Here is a 21435-nt window from a genome sequence, read left to right on the forward strand (position 1 = left end):
TATTTTTGATCAAACTCCAAACCTTTGGCAAGACTTAAAAAGCATTTACACTTAATCTTATACAGGAAGTATAGCTCAAATATCAAGTTTGTGATGATGGGTTTATGTGTTGCCATAATCACGCTTTTCCTTCCTAAACAAGCACGCTTTCGATTTGAATATGAAAGAGGAAAGGTCTGGATGCAAAAGGATTTGTTTTCCCCCTACAGCTTTGCGATCAAGAAGACGAATGCGGAGATTGAAAAGGATCGCGAAGATATCCTGAAATCCGTCCTGCCAATATACCAGAATGATCTGGAGCTGTCACAAAATGCTATCGAAGCGTTAAATTCTGAATTTGAGATCAAGTGGAAAACATCAGGATTGCCTGCTGCAGATAAGGCAAAATACAATCAGTACGCAAATACGCTTTTAAAAGAGATCTATAGCCGCGGTTTATATGATCAGGTAAAAAAATACCAACGTTACGGCCCCCATTATAATTTTAGCCTCCTTACCAACAACGTTAGTACCCAATTAAATACGGCTGATGCATTTACGCTGGATGGCGCATTGGCGTACATGAAAAAACAACTTCAGCAAAACCCGCAAATCCAAAATAAAGAATGGCTACTTAAACTTGCTAAGAATCATCTCAGGCCAAATTATGTCTACGACGAACAGCTAACAGATAAGCAGGAAGAAAACGCATTAAACAGCATTTCCACAACTCGTGGGATGGTTCAAAAAGGTGAGCTTGTTGTGGCAAGGGATACACGTGTGAGTGCGGAAATTTATCAGAAGCTCGAATCCTTAAGAACGGCGTATGAGGACGATGCTAAAGTGGTTGGAAACCGAAATTTAATAATGCTCGGTCAATTCCTAATTTCGGGTTTGATCATAGCACTATTGGTCGTCTTTCTCTACCTGTTTAGAAAAGATATATATGCGGATAACAGACAGATGTCCTTAATCCTCTTGATCATAACAGGAATGCTTCTTACCTTGTCCTGGGCTGTTCGTGTCAAAATTCCTAATATTTATTACATCCCGTTCTGTATCGTTCCTATCATTATCAGGATATTGTTTGACACACGCCTGGCCTTGAATATCCATTTATTAGTGGTTCTTATTGCAGGCTTTTTCGTACCAAATAGTTTTGAATTTGCATTTCTTCAGGTTTCCGCAGGTATGGTTGCCATATATAGCATTAAGAACCTGATAAAAAGAGAGCAGTTCCTTATTTCGGCACTTCTCATCCTGCTTAATTATTTCATTGCTTTCCTCGGCATTTCGCTCATCCGCGACGGTTCGGTTGCGGACATTGAATGGATGAATTTTGTCCCGTTCATATTTTCAGTACTGCTTTCACTGCTTGCCTATCCCTTGATTTACGCGTTTGAGCGTGGATTTGGAATTACCTCCGACGTTACACTGATGGAGTTAACCAATACCAATTCAAAACTGCTGCGTGACCTCGCCTTTAAGGCTCCCGGAACATTTCAGCACTCGCTTCAGGTCGCTAATCTGGCAGAAGCGGCCATGTTTAAAATTGGCGGAAATGCACTACTTGTCCGTGCTGGAGCACTTTATCATGACATTGGTAAAATTGTTAATCCGCAATACTTTATTGAAAATCAGAATAGAGGGGCTAATCCGCATGATACCATCTCCTACGAACAAAGTGCCCAAATCATTATTCAGCATGTGAATAAAGGAGTTGAGATTGCACGCAAAAATCAAATCCCGGAAATGCTCATCGATTTTATCCGGACACATCATGGAAATACACGGGTTGATTATTTTTACCAGTCGTTCCTTAAGAACTTTCCTGAGAAATTTGTGGACGAGAACACATTCCGTTATCCCGGGCCTATCCCCTTTTCCAAGGAGACCGCTGTACTTATGTTAGCCGACTCCGTCGAAGCGGCCTCGCGGAGCCTGAAAGAACCTGACGCCCAAAGTATCAATAACCTTGTGGAACGCATTATCGATTACAAGCTCGACCAGGAACAGCTTATAGACAGCAATATCACTTTAAAGGACATTGAAACGATCAAGCTGATCTTTAAGACCATGTTAATGGGCATCTATCATGTGAGGATTGACTATGCAGAGGTCGGATCTTTGAAACATGGGGTCTGAAAAAGGAATTACAAAGACTCATTATTTTGCCAGCTTATCTTACCTAAAAGTACTGCTATCACCAATTTTTAAAAATCAGGCTCCATTGTAAATCTCTAAGCTCCGGCGGTTCCAGTCTTGACATCGCCCTTACGCCTGTAATTTACCATTATAACACCGCTGGGCGTAACCTGGCTTTCTACTAATTCAAACGCTGCCGGAACAGCCTGGTCGTTAAATAATCTTTTCCCTTTGCCCAGTACAAGAGGATGAATGTTGAGCCAGAACTCGTCAACTAATTCATGCTTTAACAAGAGCTGGACCAGCTCACTGCTGCCCCAGATTTTAATGTCAGGACCATCCGATTTTTTTACCTTTTCAATATCCCCCACCCCGGTTAGAAATACCGAATTACTCCAGTCGGATTTAGTTCTGGTTTTGGACAGTACATATTTTGTCACATCATTAACGCCCGGCCATTGATCCTCATGACGGGGCCAGTAATTTTCCCAGATATCAAATGTTTTTCGTCCCAGCATAAGATCAGCCGGCTCCATCTCCTTTTGCATCACTTTATCAGATACCTCGTCAGAGTTAGGCGCAACCCAGCCCCCATACTTGAAACCATTTGACGGATCTTCATCCGGCGCCCCAGGTCCCTGCATTACCCCATCAAGAGTAATGAATGATAAAACGATTATTTTTCTCATAGTCCTGGATAAAACATTTGGAGTTCGATTTTGTGCTCATCAAAACTCGGAAATCGTAAAATTAATACCCTAGGGTGTATGTGACAAAATAGCGAGGGAATGCGACATTAAATACAGTCACTTACGGAAACTCAAAAAAAATGATAAAATATTTGCGCAACCCAAAGGTTGCATTTATATTTGCAACTCCACGGTTGCATAATATATACTCGAAATGAAACAAGATTTATTTCACGCCATATCAGACCCAACACGCAGGGCAATTTTGACCTTAATCGCTATTCAGGCCTTAACGCCAAACGCCATGGCAGAAAAATTTGATATGACCCGTCAGGCAGTGTCAAAACATATCAAAGTATTGCACGAGTGCGAACTGATAAAACCTGAGCAGAGCGGCAGGGAGATTTATTACCACTTCAACCCAAAAAAAATGCGGGAATTTGACAATTGGTTAGCGCAGTTCAGACATAACTGGGAAGTGCAATTTAATCAGCTTGATAATCTGTTGTCGACTCAAAATAACCAGCGGGATAATGAACAGCAAACGAAGTAAAATTGATGAAAGAGGAAACCATTAAACTCAAAATATATGTTGAACGAAGGAAAATCCCGCGATAAGGGAAACGAAAATTTACTATTTGATTTCAATGTCGACAAAGCGGCGAAGACCGTTTATATAACCAGGCAATTCAATGCCAGTCTTACTTTAGTTTGGGATGCCTTTACCAAAGCCGAATTATTGGATCAATGGGGCGCGCCTGCACCGATGCGTGCCAAGACTAAGTATATGGATTTTAAAGAAGGTGGACGAAGGTTTTACGCGATGATCAGCCCCGATGGTATGGAGCGTTGGGCGGTGCAGGACTTTACGTCTGTTACCCCGAAAACCAATTTCAAAATGTACAACGCTTTTTCTGATAAAGATGAAAATCGTGAACTGCCCGGTTCTGAATGGGATTACAATTTCAGCGAGCATAACGGCATAACAACGGTAAACATTACCATTTTTAATGAATCGTTTGAGCGATTGGAAAAGTTATTAGAAGGATTCAAAATAGGCTTCGCGATGACCCTGAAAAACTTGGAAGAACTGCTGGCCACCTTGTCGTCAAAGAAATAAACAGCGAATTAATAATCACAATAAAAAAAAGAAAAATGAGAGCAATCAATCCCTGGATCAACTTCAATGGCAATGCCGAAGAAGCATTTACTTTTTACAAATCAGTTTTTGGCGGTGAGTTCGCAAAGGTTGTTCGTTTTAAAGATTTAGCAAGCGCCGATTTTCCTGTACCGGCAAATGAAGCAAATAAAATGATGCACATAGCTTTACCTATTGGCAAACATAATGTGTTAATCGCTAATGATGTCCCAGAATTTATGGGACGGGTAAATGAACAGGAAAACAGATCAAAAATAGTAGTGGCTGCTGAAAGCCGTGAAGAGGCGGACAAAATATTTAACGGACTATCAGCCGGCGGAGAAGTAGAAGGACCCATTGGAGAGAGCCCCTGGGGGACCTATGCCGGCATGTTCAGAGATAAATATGGCATTGAATGGATTGTGGAATTTGATTCGGGTTATACAGAGTGAGTATCTCCAAATACAAAAAAGGCTTCAATATCTAGGGTTTTATTACGCCCCTTTTGGCAATTCGTCAGGACCTTAATTTAAGATTTTACGGGAATACGCTTGGTCAAAACTTGTTGTTGTAGATAAAATGACTCCATTTGCATGATAAAATCGAAGATGGTTATCCCAGATTAAACGTTAGAAATTGGTGTTTTTTTCAATAAGTGCTTTTTTGCGAAAGATCTTCCCGAACCTGATTTTAAGTATAGTTCAAATTCGAAAGCGCGGTGTTTTTCAGGAAAAGAACAACACCATATCAGTCCAACCGGTAAATGCTGTTTGGTGGCGGGAACATACCCTTTCAAATGTCGCTTTATCCGGCCGTTCAGGTCTGATGTACAGCCAACATAATGTTTACCGGAATTAAGTCTTAGAATATAGACATAGAACCACATTCCCTAAAATAAAAAGCCAGACATTATAAATGTCTGGCTTTTTGAAATTGCTCGGATCGCTTTAGCGACCGGGTCTCTGTCGCTTCCTCAGACTGTGTCCGCCGTACAGTGCTTTAGCGACCGGGTCTCCTTTGCTTCCTCAAGCGGACTGTGTCCGCCGTACAGTGCTTTAGCGACCGGGTCTCCTTCGCTTCCTCAAGCGGACTGTGTCCGCCGTAGGGAGCTTCGGCGACCGAAGGCGGAGAGAGAGGGATTCGAACCCTCGGTACCGTTGCCAGTACGACAGTTTAGCAAACTGTTCCTTTCGGCCACTCAGGCATCTCTCCTTTAAATAAAAAACCCTCTTTCGAGGACTGCAAATATAGTAATTCAGACAGGCTGGCAAAAAATATTTTCACTAAAAAGGTATTTATTTATAAATGTCTGGACTGTTCATTATTACGAAGTCAGAAAAAAGTAAAAGCGGTGGATTCTGAATTTTTCTACAGGACTTAAGTCTTTTTTGTCGACAGGCATACGAAGTATCTGCTGATCGAGCATAATCAATATATAATTTGCAAACTGGCTTGTACGGCCCCCCTTTTGTCCGCGTTACCCCCTTACAGCAGTATTCAATATTTTTATTTTTATCTTCATATTCATTAAAAGAATTCTTAGAAATACCTTAATACCTGTAACATGAGAAACTTGATCTATGGCATCAATCTAACAGCCGACGGATGCTGCGAGCATACCAAAGGCAAAGCGAACGAGGAAGTTCATGAGTATTTCACCGACCTGATGCACGATGTTGACCTGCTAGTCTACGGCCGCAAGACTTACGAGCTGATGGTACCTTATTGGCCGGATGTTGCAAAAAGTCACTCTGGAACCAAGGACGAAAATGAATTTGCCCGAAAATTCACAGCCATCGACAAACTTGTTTTTTCAAAGACTCTGAAAAGTGTTGATGGAAACGCGCGGCTTGTCCGCGATGGTCTTAAGAAGGAAATCCTCCGGTTGAAACAGGAACCAGGGAAGAAAATTTCAACTGGAGGTGTTGACTTGCCTTCTCAACTGATTGCCCTTAACCTCGTTGATGAGTTCTATTTTGTCATTCACCCAATTCTTGCCGGAAAAGGTCGACGATTATTGGATACCACGTTAATAAAGGGAAATACAGATCTGGAACTGGTGAGCTCAAAGGTTTTTAAGTCTGGATTTGTTGCCTTGCATTACATCAAAGCTGATTCGGAGTTTTAAGAACTTGATAAAAGCGACATCGCCTTTTAGCAATTGAATTCGGCTACACACTTATAAAAACTTCCTGAAACATTTAAGACCTTTACTTTTAAATGTTAAAATTAATCAATACAGAGGAATCCTTATAAGATTATAAAACCTGTGGATCAATACGTTATAAATGTCAGTTTCAAACACTGTTCTGAAGCGTCAAAATATTTTCAAAAATATTTGCCACAGACTCTTAAAAGTCTATCTTTGCAGTCCCTTAACAAATGAAGAACACCGGTTATCATTGTTAAATGTTCGGGGTGTAGCGTAGCCCGGTATCGCGCCTGGTTTGGGACCAGGAGGTCGTAGGTTCGAATCCTGCCACCCCGACAAACTTCAACCCCCTTCAGCATCGCTGAAGGGGGTTTGTTGTTTTTACGAAATCTGCAAGCCGCAGGCTTGTGAGATGAAGTAAAAACAACAAACCCAGCTTCGAGGCACGAGAAGCGCAGGGTTGAAGAGTGTAACGCCCCCCATTCAGGATCAGCGCAGCTAATCCTGAACTGCCACCACCTTTTGTCATTCCATCATCAAGTCAATTTCCCGGACCAGTCTATCATTTAATTAGGTGCGAAAGAATCCCCGAACATTTACCACATTATTAAGTGCGCACCATCAAAATTGCGTATATTAACTAATAATACTTCACATGAGCTCACACAATGGACTTTCCTGAAGATATAAAGGATAAAAAAGGTAATCCTATCCACGCAGATGACCTAGTTTGCTATAAGCAACATTACTACCGCGTATTCTGGAATGTTCGTCGAAACGTTTTACAAATGGTTAGCCGAAACTTTGCTTATCTGGATCTAACGGTAGATATTCTAACTAACCTTGAGAATGTCGGACCGTATGAAGGTAATGAGCGTCTGTTCCTGAGCGACGGACAGGTTTCATTCTGAATGCCTGCTGTTCCGATGGCATGATTCGAAACGTAATTTCTAGCTTTCTGGAGTATAAATCTTAGGTATCTCTATAAAGATCGTCGTGCCTTCATGTTCGCGACTTTCAAACCAAACCTTCCCATGATGCCATCCCACGATCATTTTCACAATTGACAAACCCAAACCTGTACTGGGTTCACCATTTAAACCCTTACGCCTGGCGGGGGTAAATTTCTCGAAAAGTTCGTGGTGGAATTCGTCGGGTATCCCAATGCCATTGTCGCTAAATGAAAAAACAACGCTCTCCTGCTTCTCCTCAATGCCAACCGAAATATTACCACCAGGATGGGTAAACTTCAAAGCATTCGTTAAGAGGTTGTTCATGATCTGCATAAACTTAGCCTCATCCAGATCAACATATATACTTTTAGTACTGCTGCTCATTTCAAAAACACGATCAGCAATAGAACCCGAGCGTTTACATTCCTCGATATATTCGCTGATCTTCATCACTATGTCCATCCGCTTCATCGTAAGCTCCACCTCTACCGTCTCCAATAATTCCCTGTCAATCAGGTTAGCTATCAGTTGTATCGATTCTTTTAAGATGGAAGAGATTGTTCGGACATCCCTGAGATGTGCAGCATCTTCGAGCTTTGTATCAATTCTTTTTACCAGCGTATTGGCTATTTCAAGCGGTCCTCTTAGATCGTGAGCAAGCATATTAAGAATCGAATTCTTTTTATTTGCATAGCGCAGGACTGATTCGTGATTCTTCCATTCCGCAGTAATATCGCTCACTGTACCGGCAATAAGGTCCACTCCGTCTTCTTGTATTACAAACGGTATGAGTCGCACCCGGTGGATTTCTCCATTCAATTCTACCCGTACATCAACTCCACCTGAAAGCGACCCCTGCAAAAATTCTATAAATTTTTCCTTTACATAGATCCTGTCATCAGGATGAACTAATGATAAAGCAAGTTCTGGAGTAATATTTTCTCGTTCGCTCGGCTTAAGTCCACCAAGAGAATCATCAATATGAAGAAATTCATTGCGCCCTGAATGGTAAACAAAACTGATATTCCTGTACTTAGCAGGTGAATTTTTCGGCTTTTCCATAGGATCTGTTAGCGTGACGCTACATAAAGGTAAAAAGGCAATTATTGTTTGATGCAAAATACGAATTTCATTAAGTCTTTTTAACTGCATCGGCTATGCTCTTAACCCAATGCACCTGGCTTTATTTTTTTCAAACCAGGTATTTATACCGTCTATTCAGGTAGAACAAACCTCTGGTCAGTTTGTAGTACCATAGTAATATCCCTGTTCATGAAAAGAGAATCAACAAAATCAGCGAAGGCCAATAAATCCGAAAGCGGTAAAGCCACACCGCCAAAAAAATCAACAGACTTGAAAAAATCTGCCCCTGAACCATCTAATGCAAAGATCGATGACCTTCAGGGGAATACTGAATCTGGTTCTGGAGAAACGATGACGACCAATCATGGTGTGCCGATCAACGATGACCAGAATTCATTAAAAGCTGGTGAGCGCGGCGCCACCCTCCTTGAGGATTTCATCCTTCGCGAGAAGATCACTCATTTTGATCACGAACGTATACCTGAACGGATTGTACACGCCCGGGGATCGGGTGCTCATGGCGTGTTTACATGTTATAAATCGCAGGCAGGTCTCACCAAGGCCCACTTCTTAGGTGAGGCTGGGCGCGAGACCCCTGTCTTTGTACGTTTCTCAACTGTAGCCGGATCACGGGGCTCCACAGACCTGGCGCGGGATGTACGCGGATTTGCGGTTAAATTCTACACACAGGAAGGTAATTTCGACCTTGTTGGCAATAACATGCCGGTCTTTTTCATACAAGACGCTATGAAGTTTCCTGATCTCGTCCATGCCGTAAAACCTGAACCCGATAATGAGATCCCTCAGGCAGCCTCGGCCCATGATACGTTCTGGGATTTTATTTCTATGATGCCTGAGTCAGCCCATATGATTATGTGGGCAATGAGTGATCGCGCGATTCCCCGCAGTTTGCGTATGATGGAAGGTTTTGGTGTGCATACCTTCCGGCTTGTGAATGCAGAGGGAAAATCGAGCTTCGTAAAGTTTCATTGGAAACCTCTCCTCGGCGTACATTCTGTGGCGTGGGATGAGGCGCAGAAGATCTCTGGTAAGGATCCTGATTTCCATCGCCGTGATCTATGGGATGCTATTGAATCAGGTGCCTTTCCTGAGTTCGAGTTTGGAATACAGGTTGTTCCTGAAGAGGACGAATTCAAGTTTGGGTTTGATCTGCTTGATCCAACTAAGCTGATTCCTGAGGAGCTTGTCCCTGTACAACGGATTGGCAAACTTACGTTGAACCGCAATCCAGATAACTTCTTTGCTGAAACCGAACAATCGGCATTCCATGTCGGGCACGTTGTTCCAGGAATCGATTTCACCAACGACCCGCTGCTGCAGGGAAGATTATTTTCCTACACCGACACGCAGTTGATCCGACTCGGCGGTCCGAATTTTCATGAAATCCCAATTAACCGCCCTGTCGTGCCGGTGCATAATAACCAGCGAGACGGCTTTATGAGACAAGCTATTAACAAGGGCAAAACGAGCTACGGACCAAATTCCTTAAACGATAATGCCCCATTGCAAGCTCCGTCTGCAGAAGGAGGCTTCGTTTCATATAACGAACGAATCGACGCTCGAAAGATCCGTGCCCGTAGCAAAAGCTTCCTCGATCATTTCAGTCAGGCACGCCTGTTTTTCCAGAGCCAGTCTGACCCGGAAAAGCAGCACATGATCGATGCACTGTCATTCGAGCTGGGCAAAGTTAAAACAGTAGCCATCCGCGAACGTATGCTGGGGGTACTTAATCAAATTGACCCTGATTTGGCAACACCGGTAGGGCTTCATCTAGGTCTGCACGTTCCAAAAGATCCTGAACAATTGAATTTCAGCATTCCTGCGGACGGAAAGCTGGCTGATTATGAATCAATAAAGGGCATCAAAAGTGAGATAGAGAAGTCTCCGGCACTAAGTATGGCGGATACCGTTAAAGACACGATAAAAACACGTAAGATCGCATTCCTGACAGCAGATGGCGTGGATAGCAAATCACTTAACTCTATGAAAACCAAGCTGGAAGCTGAGGGGGCTGTCGTTTCGGTTATTGCACCCAAGCTGGCACCTGTAGTAGCTGAAGATTCCACGGAAATCCCGGTCGACGAGTCGTTCCTGACTGCTGCTTCAGTTTTGTTTGACGCTGTGTTTGTGCCCGGAGGGACTAACAGCTCGGCTACGCTCGAAGCGGATCCAGATGCAATCCACTTTTTGAATGAAGCATTTCGCCATTGTAAAGCCGTTGCAGTTGATGCATCTGCCCGGCAGGTAATAGATGCGACTTATTTCGGCAAGAAGGTCTCCAAAGAGCAATCGGCAAAACTGGCATTAAAAGAAGGTGTCATCATTGGAGATACATCAATTGGTGATACCTTTATAAAAATGATTGCGATGCATCGTTTCTGGGATCGGGAAAAACCAATGAAAGTTCCTGCATAATCTTATGGAAATAACACCCGAGGTTATAATTCACGCCGCCCGGCAAGGCCGGGCGGATGTACTTGAAGAAATAGTTAAAGCAGGTGCTAGTCTGGACGTGAGGGATGATAAAGGCTACACTCCCCTAATCATCGCCTGTTATAATGAACGATACGAAACCGCGAAATTTCTGCTGGAAAACGGAGCAGACGTGAATGCTGCAGATTATGGTGGCAATACCCCTCTGATGGGGGCCGCATTCAAGGGCTATGGAGATATTGTCGAATTATTGATACAAAAAGGTGCAAACCTAAATCTTCAGCACGGTAATGGCGGCACAGCTTTAATGTTTGCAGCCATGTTTGGCCGTAACGATATGCTACGTCTCCTTGTGAGCCATGGAGCTGATAAAAATATTAGCGATGCCCGCGGACTTTCAGTATATGATCTCGCCGCGCAGCAGGGAAATGAGGAAGCGATAGGAATTTTGGAGCAAAGCTAAACCCTCTAAACTCTTTTATCAAGGTCCCGCCCAGGTTCCGGTGATAGATCTGTGCCAAAAAACTGGCTGAACATTATGCCCTTTGCTCTTAAATCCAGACATTCAGCCGCGACATACCAAAAGCCCCCGAATTGCCGGAGGGTTTTTGGTCTCATCGACACCGGAGGCCGTGTAAATATATTTGTCGTCTTTGAAAGTTAAATTCAAACTTGACTGATTCACGGTTGCATGGAAGTGTCTCACATACTCTCCGTCTAACTCGAAATTTTAATTTGTAATTCCCAATACCCACCTCACCTCAAACCTATCCACCACCTCGATCAACCTTTCGTCTTCATTATAAGCACCGAAAGCACCACGGAGTTTACCGGCGATTACTCTCCGGTCATCAGCGCTTTTGCAAGGGAGAAATACAGAGAGATAATTGCCGATCCTTCGACCTTCATCGTGTACCAGGTCTGACCCGTGGATAACGAGGTTTTCAGAAACCAGCAAGCCGCTGATTACCGGCTTTTCAGTAAAGCCTTTTAAGGGCTGGTCAAACGTTTCAAACTCCAGCGTGCCGCCAAAGCAGCCCTGATAAAAGGTGAGAGCTTTTCTACAATTCCCGGCGAAGGTGATAAAGATCCCGCCTGTTAATTTATCCCTGTTGTCAAATAACATGAATTACACTTTATGCATCCGGGATGTTTGGTTCAACCAATTTTTTCAATTTCTCCAGGCACTCCTGCCAGCCCAGGTAGCACATTTCCGTTGGTATCTGGTCAGGAATTCCTGACTGTACAACTGTAAGTTCAGTTCCTACTGAAACCTTTTTTAGCGTTACTGTTGTAATTATCTCACCCGGCAGATTTGGGTCGTCAAACCTGTCGCAGTACTTCACAAGCTCATTAGGCTTAATCTCCAGATACTCGCCGCCAAAAGACTGGCTACTGTCGGTGGTGAAATTCAGAAAGCTCATCTTGAACTTGCCTCCGACTTTAAAATCCATCTCATGCACTTCACAGGCGAAACCGTAAGGCGGCAACCAGCTCGCATGTGCAACAGGATTTGAAAAGGCGCGGAATAATTTCTCCGGGCTTGCCGTAATTATCCGATGTAGTGTTACTGTGTTCTTTTCCATTTCTGATAAAATTTAAATTGCTGTTAAACGATGGCTTAAGCGGTCGCACGCATTTTGTTTCCGTACACATAGGAAACTGCAAGAATTCCCAAAAACACTAGTGGCATGGCTATGAAACCCGGATTCTGATCCACACAAGCATGGCTGAGGGCGGCAAAGATCAGATTAAAGGTTAGGCCCGCATAAGCCCACTCCCTTAATTTGCCCGGAGTCTTCGGATAAGCTATAGCGATTACACCGAGGATTTTACAAACCACCAGCGCAAAAGCGAAATAGTCGGGGTAACCAAGGTCCCTTGTGCCCACTGTCATATATTGAGGCGCAAAAAGCCAGGTTGCCAGCGGCATCAAACCTTCCCATAAAACAATTATGGTTGTGGCTATGCAGAAGATAATTTTGTTCTTTTTCATGATTGATTATGATTAATAGGATGATAAGATTAATAGAATTTCTTCGCATCGCCCACCATAGCTATAGCGAAGGCGGGCTTATTTACTTTCAACATATCTGACGAAGCTGTCCAAAATCGACTTCCATCCTTGTTTTTGCATTTCGGGAGAATTCTGTGATTCAGGTTCGAAGCTAGTCGCTACAGTGGTTTTTCCGTCTTGTTCTGAAAATAGTGTGGTTGCAGATCTGCCGTCTGCCATTGTGTAAGTTATTTCCTTGTGATGGTCTACTTTGTCGTAGGTTCCTTCAAAATCAAAACCGAAACTGCCGTCCTTGGCTTCCATTCGGTTCTTAAACTTACCCCCTGTTCTCAGGTCGTTCTCACTGCTTGGCGTATGCCAGCTTGGATCTGCAGTATTCCATTGCATGATATCTGCTGGATTATTCCACACCTCCCATACTTTTGATAAGGGAGCATTTATGCTTGCTGCTACAGTGATTTTTTCTTGTGCTGTCATGATATCTAAATTTTTGGTTATTATTATACTACAAAGATGCAAGAGATCACAAAGGGTGGTCTGTTGTAAAAGCGACAATTTAGGGGTTGGATTACGACACCCATTTTTATGCCTCTTTAATTAAAATTATGCAAATTTCAGTTTTCGTCCCACAGTACGGTGTAATAGAAGCAATTACACCAGCTTTCAGAACCTTTAATACGGCCAACGAATTTCTTACCACCTTCGGTAAAAAACCCATCTTTCAGGTTGAGTACGTTGGCCTGAACGAATATGTACCAGCTAACAATGGAGAGTATACCATTAAAACCGATCGGCTGCTGAAGGATGTCGGTGAAACCGATTTGCTCATTATACCGCCGACCTTTGGTGATACGAACGCAGGTATCCTCGCTAATGCCGCAGCCATACCCAACTTTACCCGGCTCCATATGAAAGGCGCGCGTCTTGCCAGCCTTTGTATAGGCGCCTTCCTGCTGGCTGAAACCGGATTGCTAAACGGCAAGAAATGCTCTACACACTGGGCACATATTTCCGAGTTCAGGGAAAAATACCCGCAGATCGAAGTTGAAGATGGCGCCGTCATCACCGAGCATGATAATATTTATAGCAGCGGAGGTGCGAGCAGCTTATGGAATTTAATACTATATCTGGTGGAGAAATTCTCTGACCGCGAAACAGCCGTAATGATCTCCAAATACTTTGCGCTGGATATCGGCCGCGACAGCCAGTCGCAGTTTGCCATTTTCCGCGGGCAGAAAAACCACGGTGATGCCGACATTCAAAAGGTGCAGGATTATATTGAAACCAATTATGAGGACAAGATAACCGTTGAAGACCTGGTTAATCATATAAACGTTGGGCGCAGGACCTTCGAACGCAGGTTCAAGGATGCGACAAATAACAGTCCGGTGGAATATATTCAGCGCGTACGCATCGAAGCAGCAAAAAAGTTCTTTGAAGCCTCCCGAAAGAATGTGACCGAGGTGATGTACGGGGTCGGTTATACAGATACTAAAGCGTTCAGGGATATTTTCAGAAAAATCACGGGGCTGACACCGATTGAGTATCGGAATAAGTTTGCAAAGGTGGCGAATGAGGTCTGACGTTTTACGTTATACGTTGTATGTTATAAGTTGTAAGTTATAAGTTGTAAGTTATAAGTTATAAGTCTGGGCGGATATGCACCCCTTCTCCCTCTGCGTCCTTTGCGAAAACTTTGCGATCTTTTCGGTAAAAAAATCATTGTCTGGCGTTGGGTACGCTAGCGCTCCCCTTCCTTCAAGGGGAGCTGTCCGCCTCGGGCGGACTGAGGGGTGGTAATTCGTAATTCACTACAGCTTCACAACAAAATCCACATCCTCTGCCGGCAAGCACCTCACATCATTACACGTTTGATACCTCAGCACACCGCTAACCTGTTTTGAAGCCGGATTCTTCAACTTCACCCTCTGCCGTACAACCAACTTATCGGAATATTGATATGCGTAGATCCCGAGCGATTCATCACTAAACTTCTCCAATTTGCCAACTTCCAGTGCATTGCCTTCTAAGTGAGTTCCTTCGCCCTTGGTAAACTTGATAGCTAGGCGTTCGGCAACGGATTTTTTCGGCTGTACGTGCGAGTAAATGTGCCATCCCGGATCGATGCTGGCGGTGAAAAGAAGGGTGTAAATACCGTCTCCGTCCTTTACAGAAGAATACGACCATTTAACCGGCGCAAAGATCTGCGCTGAAGCATGCCCACTGGCAATGAACACCAGTAATACTAATAGGTAATTCTTAAAAGTTCTCATTATAATGTAAAGGCAAGTTGAAAACCGAATGTTTGATTTCTTTGTTTCCCAGGAAAACCAGAATTTACATCTTTTACACCGGTGTCCGAAGATAGGATAAATTCCGATTGCTTACTTTTACCTATAAAGGCACTGAGACCGAGTTTCACACCATGATCTGAACCCGGCATGACATACCTTTTCTTATTTAGTAATACTGCTGTATAAGGTGATGCAATAACACGGTAACCTCCGGTACGTCCGAATACAGAACCCTTATAAAGGTTTAGGCCAATATCTAATGGAAACTGAACATAGGTGCGTGAAGTGCCAGCACCCCCTTTTTCAATCATGTTCAGTCCCGGTCGCAATAAAAGACGCTTGGTTTCCAGAGCCACAAATGCACCTGCCTCGTATCCCAAACCCCATTCTTTGGAATAGTTAGTAAACCGTGAGATATTAGGGCCAAGTTTCAAACCGTAACTTAGTGCCGGGGCTGTCTTTTGACTTGCTTGACGGGTCAAGATATATTGCTCTATTTTTAGGTTTTCAGCGTCCTGTGCAGGATCAGGGCTTGTGGACACAAAATTCATGAAACGCTTAACATCCAAATAGCCAAAGCGACGTTGTTGTACCACCCTGTCCGCATTAACGATCAAAAAAGTTGGAAAACCCGCTATGTTAAACTCGTTTCTTAGAGCTTCCCCCCGTACTGATTCGCCGTCAATTTCGATAGGCACATAACGCTTTTCCAGCTCAGCTTTGACCGCACTATCCGGAAAAACCAACCGGTCCATCCTTTTACATGGTGCACACCACCTGGCGGTAAAATAAACCAGCACATTTTTCCCTTCGGCCGAGGCTCTTTTCAGTGCAGCTTCGAGCGGAATTCTCGGAAAATTAGAAGCTAAAACGGAGGGAGCCTGAATCAGAACCAGGAATAACAGACTTAACATTAATCGCCTCATGCTGAATAGTTTTTGTGTGAAGTTTGGTATAAAACTAGGAAAATTTCCGAAGGCACATAATTGCGCACCTTTCATTATCTTACATTTTCTACTTAACCTCTTACTAACACCTATGAAGCCCTTTTACGTCGACGACCAAACCAAATCAGACCTTCAGATCTTCGGCAGCGGAAGCGATTCCATAGTATGCGTCTTCAACAGAACCATAACCAATGGCGGTGATCTGATGTTAAAAGAAATTATCGGGAATCCGTTAAGAGATGAAGATAACATCTCAGAACGGATAAATACCATCCGGTATCTAATGGTAAATGTGGAGCATCTGACCTTCGACAAAACCTCAGTTGATTTCATGGATCATTATCTCAGCAGGCCAGACAAACCGCGAAAATTTACACGCGTTAATGCCATGAAGAATGTCGTGAAACGCTACTGGATGCCATCGGCGGATTATTATATCAAGCGCAGGGGTGTTGCCGAAACCTTAGAAAATCTCCGCTTCATTGTTCTTTTCTGCAATGAATTCTGCAAAGAAACTACCCTCCCACTTTTTACCCGCCTGGCAGAAGGCTTGCAGGAATTTCAGCAGATCCCTTTAATTTTAAAAGGCCTTAGGGCTAGAAAACCATTCAGCCGGTACGAAGTTGAACGTGCAGATTTTCTCCTGCGCAACAAACATTATAAAACTTTAAAGCAGCTTCTTTCCGACTTGTACCTTTTAGATGCATTTTATTCAGTTGCTTCCAGTTCCAGAGCCCGGAAATATGTACTCCCGGTTTTCCGCAAAGGCAGCACACTGGAGCTTACAGGGGTGTTCCATCCGCTTTTAGAACGTCCTATTTTGAATGATCTGACGTTGGACAATCAGACCAATATGGCGTTCATTACTGGCGCAAATATGTCCGGGAAATCAACTTTTATGAAATCGGTGAGCATTGCAGTATATCTCGCTCATCTGGGTTTTCCGGTACCAGCCGAAAAGATGGTCCTGTCCCTTTTAGACGGAATAATCTCAACTATCAACTTACCGGACAATATCAGGCTCGGCGAAAGCCACTTCTACGCTGAAGCCAATCGCGTAAAATTAGTAGCCGAACAAATCAATAATCATATGAAGCTATTAGTTGTATTCGATGAGTTTTTCCGAGGTACAAATATCAAAGATGCCTACGAAGCTTCGCTCCGGATCTCCGGCTTATTCTCAGGCATCAAGAATTGCTTTTTCCTGCTATCAACGCATATCACAGAGGTTGCCACTGTTCTAAACACCCGCGAAGACATATTATTCCGCTGCTTTAAAACGGATATGAGTGCGGGCACCCCGGTATTTAACTATGAGCTGCTGGACGGTATTAATGATGATCATATTGGAATGTGGATTTTGGAGAATAAGGGGATATTTGGGTTGTTGGAAACGTGGCAAAAGAAGTAGTCTATTGTCAACTTGCCATTTATCTAACGCTCGTATGGTATTTGGATTAGAGGCGTTCAGGAGCAAGAAACGAATTTAAAAAACCCCTCAGTCAGCTGAAGAAGCTGACAGCTCCCCTTCAAATAAGGGGAGCGCGAGCGTACACAACGCGGGCTACAGGCCAGCATATTTACATTAGCACCACTAGGTACGTTTCTTAAGCATCAGCACATTATCTCCGTTCACCGTTCTTCCGTCTCGCAATTGCGGGAGTGCGGCACCTACAGGCCAGGCCAAAGCACTGACTTTAATAGCATCAGGTGCAGCGGTGGGGTTTACTCAGCACTTTTATTTGTTTTTAATGGAATTCGTGGTCTCCCTCCGGTTGGCATTGCATACTTTTTGACCAAAAGCAAAAAGTGTGTGCACTTGCGCCGGCATGAGGCGCGATTAATGGTGTTATTTACCTTTCCCTCCAGATACCTCAACCAAATCCGACAGAAACGCCAAACTGCCAACCGGTTTTGCAGAACTCTTAGACCTGTTGGCAAAGACCGATTTGTAATACTGAGATATAAAACTTTTTGCCTCAGGATCATTGGAATGCGACAAACTAAAAAGATTCTGGAAAACTGTCCTTAAAGTCGGATCAAATGCCCCCCAAATCGGATAACCCCCTAAGGGCATTGAGTCATTCATACCATACGGCGTGTAACCTTCCATTCTCCTGCCGGTCTGGTGTGCATAGGCAACCCGGTACCAGCCATTATCTCCGCTCCAGAAATTGGTAAATAAAGGGGATGTTGTGCTCTTATTCCAGATCTTCTGAATGATTTGGTTGGCATAGGCCTGGCGAAGGGCGACGGGGTCAAAAGCTGGATTAGTATAACCCCACACCTTTTTGATATTTTCGTGGTTCCTGACAAACGTTTCGAAAGCAGGGACCAATCTTCTTGCATGACTAATGTCCCAGGATACGTCGTCCGATAGATAAGTGCTATCCCATTTAACCCGGGTGATCATCTTCCATTCTCCGGCGGCGTCTTGTTCCCAGGTGACGGGTGCTTCAGGACCAGCGTATTTAGCATACCTGTTGTCAAAATGGTTCTTCCAAAAGCCTTTATCTATTTCAGCCCTGTTGCCAGCAGGAGATGTTGTGATGTAGCTCCTTGCAACAAAGAGATCAAATATTTTTGCAATACCCTCCTTCTGAGTTTGCAGATCAGCCCAGGCCTTTTGTCCATCTTCAGCTGCAGGCTTCACTCCTGCCAGGTGGAGTTCAGACAGATCCGAAAGAACCGTTAAAAACCACAGATCTCTGTCCGAAAAATAATGACCTGCACTCGCATCTTTCATATCGGCAGCGGTCCGCGGAAGCCGGTTATCAACCGACTTAAAATAGTTTGGGGTAAACCAACGGTCTAACTGGACCGAAATGGTATTGAATGTGTTCGCTACGAAAGTCTTTTCTGCCGGAGTTTGCTTACGCAGTGGAATATTTTCCGTAATATTCGTAGCCAGGGCCCCTAACAAACCCAGGAACTGCACGCTGCAAAGAGGTACCTCCTTACCAAGCAGTCCGTATGCTGTACATATACTCCCTCCTGTGCAGATCCAGCCGGCGCTATTGTCGGGGGCTATCGGTTTTAATTGGGAAAAAACCGGGCTTAACAGATCGACAAGCTCGGCCATTTGTTTTGTATCCTTGCACCTGCGGGTCATCTCTACAAAGGATTGCAGTCCGGCAATCTGAGCGTCGTATAGGATATAGACATCACCTTGCTCAAATAATCTCTTTTTAATTTCCCCGGCGAAATAGTCGCGATAATAGTTGTCCCATGAATAGATTACTTCATCATGGATGTTGCCTTTTTTAGAGAAGTCAAACTTAGTTTGGGAAGAAGTGGGGTTTATTAGGGTGATGAGAAGGGTTATAAGAAGTAAAAGGGTTTTTGCTTTCATGGTGTGAAGGAGACGGTATTTTTGTTACGGGTGAAAGGTATTAATTCGAAGATAACAATTTTCATTACTCCCCGCTCGTGCCGCGGGAAGGGCACTTACTTTTTTCTTCAGGAAAAAAAGTAAGCAAAAATCCCGCGCCTGCCCGATTTTTGTTGTAAATCCACATTTTAGCCCCAAGGCGCAATGCAAGCCGTGTTAATGTTAGCACAAGTATGAATGTCAGTACACCACTTCCGCATTACTTAAATGGTTGGTAAATTTTGAAAAGTTGTTCAGGGGCTAAAACGCGCCTTTACTGCCAAAACTCAGGAGGGCGAGTTCTGCAACTTGCAGAGATGAAAGATTAATTAACGGCAGCTACCTATCGTACCTAACGACAAGCACGAAAACAAGCGAAATGTAATTATATGGGGACCGACCCTTCAGTCCAGCAATAAGCGGGACAGCTCCCCTTGAAAAAAGGGGAGCGCGAGACGTACACATCGTACCTATCGTACACATCGACTTCAATAGATTAGTAGCACGTCGTTTGCCCGCAGGCCGCAGGCCGGCCCCTCTACACCAGCTAAACGGTGTGTACGCTTCTTGAGCCCAAGCACTGAATCCCCGTTCAGCTTTCTTTCGCATCGGCTGGTGCGGCAAGCATTAGCCAAGCCAAAGCAGTGCCTTCAACAGCAGCAGGCGCAGCGACGGCTTTTTGCTTACTTTTCAGCTGAAGGAAAAGTAAGTGCCAGTCCGCAGGCATGAGGCGGAAAGTTATTAATTATACAACAAATACTTCTTCCTCATCTCTTTATACTGACTCAACCCTGGCTCCCAACTCGCTCTAATCTCAGCTTCTGATTTACCATCAATAATCTGCTGTCTGAATAACCCCGATCCTATCTGGATCTCAATATTATTCATTTGATTGCTCAGCTTAGAGTCGAAGAACTTCTCTTTGTAAGGATGCGCTTTGTACAGCTCCATGATAAAACCGAGGTTTATCTGCTTTTTCCGTCTCAATTCTTCCACATCGTAATTGCGGAGGTCAAGTCCGTAGCAAACCTGGTTCATAAAAAGTGGCGTTTCTGCCATCCCTTTAATGCTCACCGGGGTATAATTAAATTCGTATTTTCCTTTTAACTCCGGACTACCTAATACCGTGAAAGGAAATTTAGTACCACGTCCCAGATTGATATAAGTTCCTTCAAACATGCAGGTAGAAGGATAGAGTAAAATTGCCTGCTGCGTATTTAAGTTAGGTGAAGGTGCAACTGGTAGTACATACGGCATATCATGATGGTAGTTCGCATTTTTTACGATTTTCAACTTACATTTCACTCCATTTGTCAACCAGCCCTGTCCATTTGCCATTTGCGCAAATTCGGCTACCGTGAGGCCATGCGACATCGGGATTGGGAACATGCCGATTCCTGATTTATATTTCATATCGAGAACCGCACCGTCAACAAGGTAGCCATTCGGATTGGGGCGGTCAAGGATCAGCATTTCTTTATCATTTTCATGACAAACCTCCATCAGGCGGCTTAAAGCATTGATATTTGTATAAAAACGCACGCCAACATCTTGCAGGTCGTATACCATCACATCCACATCAGCCATGTCCTCTTTAGACGGTTTATTCTTTTTGCCATATAAAGAGATCACAGGAATGCCTGATTTTGCATCAATCTCATCTTCCACATGTGCACCAGCACTCGCGTTGCCGCGGAAGCCATGCTCCGGACCGAAAACTTTAACGACATTTATCCCCAACTTTTGCAGACTGTCGACCAAATGGGTCTTGCCTATGATAGAAGTCGGGTTTGCCATAATAGCTACCCGCTTTCCTTTTAAGTATGGTACGTATTCCTCTGTTCGCTCAGCACCCGTTTTAATGGTAGTTCCTGAATTAGAGGATGATGAGATTTGAGATTTGGTTGAAGAACAGCTCAGAGTTAAGGCTGCGAGGAAGATGATTAAAAGTCTCATGTTTGGATATTTTTGTGACTAAGGTAATAGTTTGGGCGGACAAAATGCTAAAACCCGCAAAAAACCCGCATAACTAAATGTCCTTGGGCCAGCTTTATTTTAACACATTAATAACACTGAGACCACACAGAGATAACACTGAGATCACACTGAGATAGGGCTACCATTCCATTGCATATCTTCGGGGAAAAGACCTGCGTTAAACTGCGGGAATTTCCCCTTCAACCTTAATTCTGCGGGTTTATGCTACGCGCACCG

Annotated in this window: 21 protein-coding genes and 2 tRNA genes; 11 read left to right on the plus strand and 12 right to left on the minus strand. The window is 43.8% G+C overall.

The genetic code is table 11. The annotated features are described in order from the left end of the window. Nucleotides 1–24: 24 nt before the first annotated feature. Complete coding sequence (locus B5X60_RS03800; protein WP_407641461.1) at nucleotides 25–2124, plus strand: HD family phosphohydrolase; 2100 nt, start codon at nucleotides 25–27, stop codon at nucleotides 2122–2124. Between the two features lie 95 nt (nucleotides 2125–2219). Here B5X60_RS03800 and B5X60_RS03805 read toward each other — a convergent pair whose 3' ends face one another. Then, a complete protein-coding gene (locus B5X60_RS03805; RefSeq protein WP_079701322.1) occupies nucleotides 2220–2813 on the minus strand; it encodes a dihydrofolate reductase family protein in 594 nt (197 codons plus the stop codon). A gap of 214 nt (nucleotides 2814–3027) precedes the next feature. Here B5X60_RS03805 and B5X60_RS03810 point away from each other — a divergent pair, with 214 nt between their 5' ends. From B5X60_RS03810 to B5X60_RS03820, 3 genes are read left to right on the plus strand one after another with little or no spacing between them, the layout of a single operon-like run. Next, nucleotides 3028–3366 carry an ArsR/SmtB family transcription factor gene (locus tag B5X60_RS03810; RefSeq protein ID WP_079701323.1) on the plus strand — a complete coding sequence of 113 codons (339 nt, stop codon included), beginning with the start codon at nucleotides 3028–3030 and terminating at the stop codon, nucleotides 3364–3366. A gap of 36 nt (nucleotides 3367–3402) precedes the next feature. Beyond that, entirely contained in the window at nucleotides 3403–3933 is a 531-nt protein-coding gene (locus B5X60_RS03815) for an SRPBCC family protein (protein WP_079701324.1), read from the plus strand. Between the two features lie 35 nt (nucleotides 3934–3968). After that, nucleotides 3969–4403, plus strand: a complete 435-nt coding sequence (locus B5X60_RS03820) for a VOC family protein (protein WP_079701325.1) — start codon at nucleotides 3969–3971, stop codon at nucleotides 4401–4403. A gap of 170 nt (nucleotides 4404–4573) precedes the next feature. On the opposite strand, the gene B5X60_RS18600 is transcribed toward B5X60_RS03820, so the two are convergent. Together B5X60_RS18600 and B5X60_RS03830 are read right to left on the minus strand one after the other, a co-directional pair. Further along, on the minus strand, nucleotides 4574–4837 hold the full coding sequence (locus B5X60_RS18600) for a GIY-YIG nuclease family protein (RefSeq protein WP_079701326.1): 264 nt from the start codon (nucleotides 4835–4837) through the stop codon (nucleotides 4574–4576). A gap of 239 nt (nucleotides 4838–5076) precedes the next feature. Beyond that, a tRNA-Ser gene (locus B5X60_RS03830) sits at nucleotides 5077–5163 on the minus strand. A gap of 352 nt (nucleotides 5164–5515) precedes the next feature. Between B5X60_RS03830 and B5X60_RS03835 the strand changes: the two genes are divergently transcribed. From B5X60_RS03835 to B5X60_RS03845, 3 genes are all read left to right on the plus strand, one after another. Next, a complete protein-coding gene (locus B5X60_RS03835; RefSeq protein WP_079701327.1) occupies nucleotides 5516–6079 on the plus strand; it encodes a dihydrofolate reductase family protein in 564 nt (187 codons plus the stop codon). Nucleotides 6080–6365: 286 nt separating this feature from the next. Further along, nucleotides 6366–6439, plus strand: a tRNA-Pro gene (locus B5X60_RS03840). 332 nt (nucleotides 6440–6771) lie between these two features. Beyond that, nucleotides 6772–7014 (plus strand): hypothetical protein, encoded by a 243-nt coding sequence (locus tag B5X60_RS03845; protein WP_079701328.1) that lies wholly within the window; start codon nucleotides 6772–6774, stop codon nucleotides 7012–7014. Between the two features lie 39 nt (nucleotides 7015–7053). On the opposite strand, the gene B5X60_RS03850 is transcribed toward B5X60_RS03845, so the two are convergent. Further along, nucleotides 7054–8118 (minus strand): sensor histidine kinase, encoded by a 1065-nt coding sequence (locus B5X60_RS03850; protein WP_170878373.1) that lies wholly within the window; start codon nucleotides 8116–8118, stop codon nucleotides 7054–7056. A 210-nt stretch (nucleotides 8119–8328) separates the two neighbouring features. Between B5X60_RS03850 and B5X60_RS03855 the strand changes: the two genes are divergently transcribed. Together B5X60_RS03855 and B5X60_RS03860 are read left to right on the plus strand one after the other, a co-directional pair. Then, the gene (locus B5X60_RS03855) at nucleotides 8329–10575 is read left to right on the plus strand and encodes a catalase (RefSeq protein WP_079701330.1); all 2247 of its coding nucleotides are present in this window, start codon (nucleotides 8329–8331) and stop codon (nucleotides 10573–10575) included. A gap of 4 nt (nucleotides 10576–10579) precedes the next feature. Continuing rightward, nucleotides 10580–11056: an ankyrin repeat domain-containing protein gene (locus B5X60_RS03860; RefSeq protein ID WP_079701331.1), complete on the plus strand. Its 477-nt coding sequence runs from the start codon at nucleotides 10580–10582 to the stop codon at nucleotides 11054–11056. Nucleotides 11057–11323: 267 nt separating this feature from the next. Here the strand turns inward: B5X60_RS03860 and B5X60_RS03865 are convergent, their stop codons facing one another. From B5X60_RS03865 to B5X60_RS03880, 4 genes are all read right to left on the minus strand, one after another. After that, a complete protein-coding gene (locus B5X60_RS03865) occupies nucleotides 11324–11719 on the minus strand; it encodes a VOC family protein (protein ID WP_079701332.1) in 396 nt (131 codons plus the stop codon). Nucleotides 11720–11729: 10 nt separating this feature from the next. Next, nucleotides 11730–12179 carry an SRPBCC family protein gene (locus B5X60_RS03870; protein ID WP_079701333.1) on the minus strand — a complete coding sequence of 150 codons (450 nt, stop codon included), beginning with the start codon at nucleotides 12177–12179 and terminating at the stop codon, nucleotides 11730–11732. Between the two features lie 35 nt (nucleotides 12180–12214). Beyond that, nucleotides 12215–12589, minus strand: a complete 375-nt coding sequence (locus B5X60_RS03875) for a DoxX family protein (RefSeq protein ID WP_079701334.1) — start codon at nucleotides 12587–12589, stop codon at nucleotides 12215–12217. A gap of 78 nt (nucleotides 12590–12667) precedes the next feature. After that, on the minus strand, nucleotides 12668–13087 hold the full coding sequence (locus B5X60_RS03880; RefSeq protein WP_079701335.1) for an SRPBCC family protein: 420 nt from the start codon (nucleotides 13085–13087) through the stop codon (nucleotides 12668–12670). Between the two features lie 128 nt (nucleotides 13088–13215). On the opposite strand from B5X60_RS03880, the gene B5X60_RS03885 reads away from it, so the two are divergent. After that, nucleotides 13216–14193 (plus strand): GlxA family transcriptional regulator, encoded by a 978-nt coding sequence (locus B5X60_RS03885; protein ID WP_079701336.1) that lies wholly within the window; start codon nucleotides 13216–13218, stop codon nucleotides 14191–14193. 228 nt (nucleotides 14194–14421) lie between these two features. On the opposite strand, the gene B5X60_RS03890 is transcribed toward B5X60_RS03885, so the two are convergent. Together B5X60_RS03890 and B5X60_RS03895 are read right to left on the minus strand one after the other, a co-directional pair. Further along, nucleotides 14422–14883 (minus strand): protein-disulfide reductase DsbD domain-containing protein, encoded by a 462-nt coding sequence (locus tag B5X60_RS03890; RefSeq protein WP_079701337.1) that lies wholly within the window; start codon nucleotides 14881–14883, stop codon nucleotides 14422–14424. After that, complete coding sequence (locus B5X60_RS03895) at nucleotides 14883–15830, minus strand: thioredoxin family protein (protein WP_170878374.1); 948 nt, start codon at nucleotides 15828–15830, stop codon at nucleotides 14883–14885. Before B5X60_RS03895 ends, B5X60_RS03890 begins: the two co-directional genes overlap by 1 nt. 112 nt (nucleotides 15831–15942) lie before the next feature. On the opposite strand from B5X60_RS03895, the gene B5X60_RS03900 reads away from it, so the two are divergent. Beyond that, nucleotides 15943–17262: a MutS-related protein gene (locus B5X60_RS03900; protein ID WP_170878375.1), complete on the plus strand. Its 1320-nt coding sequence runs from the start codon at nucleotides 15943–15945 to the stop codon at nucleotides 17260–17262. 438 nt (nucleotides 17263–17700) lie between these two features. Here the strand turns inward: B5X60_RS03900 and B5X60_RS03905 are convergent, their stop codons facing one another. Both B5X60_RS03905 and B5X60_RS03910 read right to left on the minus strand, forming a co-directional pair. Continuing rightward, a complete protein-coding gene (locus B5X60_RS03905) occupies nucleotides 17701–19203 on the minus strand; it encodes a hypothetical protein (RefSeq protein WP_079701340.1) in 1503 nt (500 codons plus the stop codon). Nucleotides 19204–19962: 759 nt separating this feature from the next. After that, the gene (locus B5X60_RS03910) at nucleotides 19963–21177 is read right to left on the minus strand and encodes an exo-beta-N-acetylmuramidase NamZ family protein (RefSeq protein WP_079701341.1); all 1215 of its coding nucleotides are present in this window, start codon (nucleotides 21175–21177) and stop codon (nucleotides 19963–19965) included. Nucleotides 21178–21435: the final 258 nt, after the last annotated feature.

The sequence above is a fragment of the Daejeonella lutea genome (assembly GCF_900168015.1).
Taxonomy (GTDB): Bacteria; Bacteroidota; Bacteroidia; order Sphingobacteriales; family Sphingobacteriaceae; genus Daejeonella; species Daejeonella lutea.

Excerpts from the sequence above, each read along its gene's own strand:
- B5X60_RS03805 (WP_079701322.1), bottom strand. The coding sequence starts at position 2,813 with ATGAGAAAAATAATCGTTTTATCATTCATTACTCTTGATGGGGTAATG.
- B5X60_RS18600 (WP_079701326.1), bottom strand. The coding sequence starts at position 4,837 with ATGTGGTTCTATGTCTATATTCTAAGACTTAATTCCGGTAAACATTAT.
- B5X60_RS03890 (WP_079701337.1), bottom strand. The coding sequence starts at position 14,883 with ATGAGAACTTTTAAGAATTACCTATTAGTATTACTGGTGTTCATTGCC.
- B5X60_RS03855 (WP_079701330.1), top strand. The coding sequence starts at position 8,329 with ATGAAAAGAGAATCAACAAAATCAGCGAAGGCCAATAAATCCGAAAGC.
- B5X60_RS03875 (WP_079701334.1), bottom strand. The coding sequence starts at position 12,589 with ATGAAAAAGAACAAAATTATCTTCTGCATAGCCACAACCATAATTGTT.
- B5X60_RS03905 (WP_079701340.1), bottom strand. The coding sequence starts at position 19,203 with ATGAAAGCAAAAACCCTTTTACTTCTTATAACCCTTCTCATCACCCTA.
- B5X60_RS03870 (WP_079701333.1), bottom strand. The coding sequence starts at position 12,179 with ATGGAAAAGAACACAGTAACACTACATCGGATAATTACGGCAAGCCCG.
- B5X60_RS03910 (WP_079701341.1), bottom strand. The coding sequence starts at position 21,177 with ATGAGACTTTTAATCATCTTCCTCGCAGCCTTAACTCTGAGCTGTTCT.
- B5X60_RS03860 (WP_079701331.1), top strand. The coding sequence starts at position 10,580 with ATGGAAATAACACCCGAGGTTATAATTCACGCCGCCCGGCAAGGCCGG.
- B5X60_RS03810 (WP_079701323.1), top strand. The coding sequence starts at position 3,028 with ATGAAACAAGATTTATTTCACGCCATATCAGACCCAACACGCAGGGCA.
- B5X60_RS03880 (WP_079701335.1), bottom strand. The coding sequence starts at position 13,087 with ATGACAGCACAAGAAAAAATCACTGTAGCAGCAAGCATAAATGCTCCC.
- B5X60_RS03895 (WP_170878374.1), bottom strand. The coding sequence starts at position 15,830 with ATGAGGCGATTAATGTTAAGTCTGTTATTCCTGGTTCTGATTCAGGCT.
- B5X60_RS03835 (WP_079701327.1), top strand. The coding sequence starts at position 5,516 with ATGAGAAACTTGATCTATGGCATCAATCTAACAGCCGACGGATGCTGC.
- B5X60_RS03815 (WP_079701324.1), top strand. The coding sequence starts at position 3,403 with ATGTTGAACGAAGGAAAATCCCGCGATAAGGGAAACGAAAATTTACTA.
- B5X60_RS03885 (WP_079701336.1), top strand. The coding sequence starts at position 13,216 with ATGCAAATTTCAGTTTTCGTCCCACAGTACGGTGTAATAGAAGCAATT.
- B5X60_RS03900 (WP_170878375.1), top strand. The coding sequence starts at position 15,943 with ATGAAGCCCTTTTACGTCGACGACCAAACCAAATCAGACCTTCAGATC.
- B5X60_RS03845 (WP_079701328.1), top strand. The coding sequence starts at position 6,772 with ATGGACTTTCCTGAAGATATAAAGGATAAAAAAGGTAATCCTATCCAC.
- B5X60_RS03865 (WP_079701332.1), bottom strand. The coding sequence starts at position 11,719 with ATGTTATTTGACAACAGGGATAAATTAACAGGCGGGATCTTTATCACC.
- B5X60_RS03820 (WP_079701325.1), top strand. The coding sequence starts at position 3,969 with ATGAGAGCAATCAATCCCTGGATCAACTTCAATGGCAATGCCGAAGAA.
- B5X60_RS03850 (WP_170878373.1), bottom strand. The coding sequence starts at position 8,118 with ATGGAAAAGCCGAAAAATTCACCTGCTAAGTACAGGAATATCAGTTTT.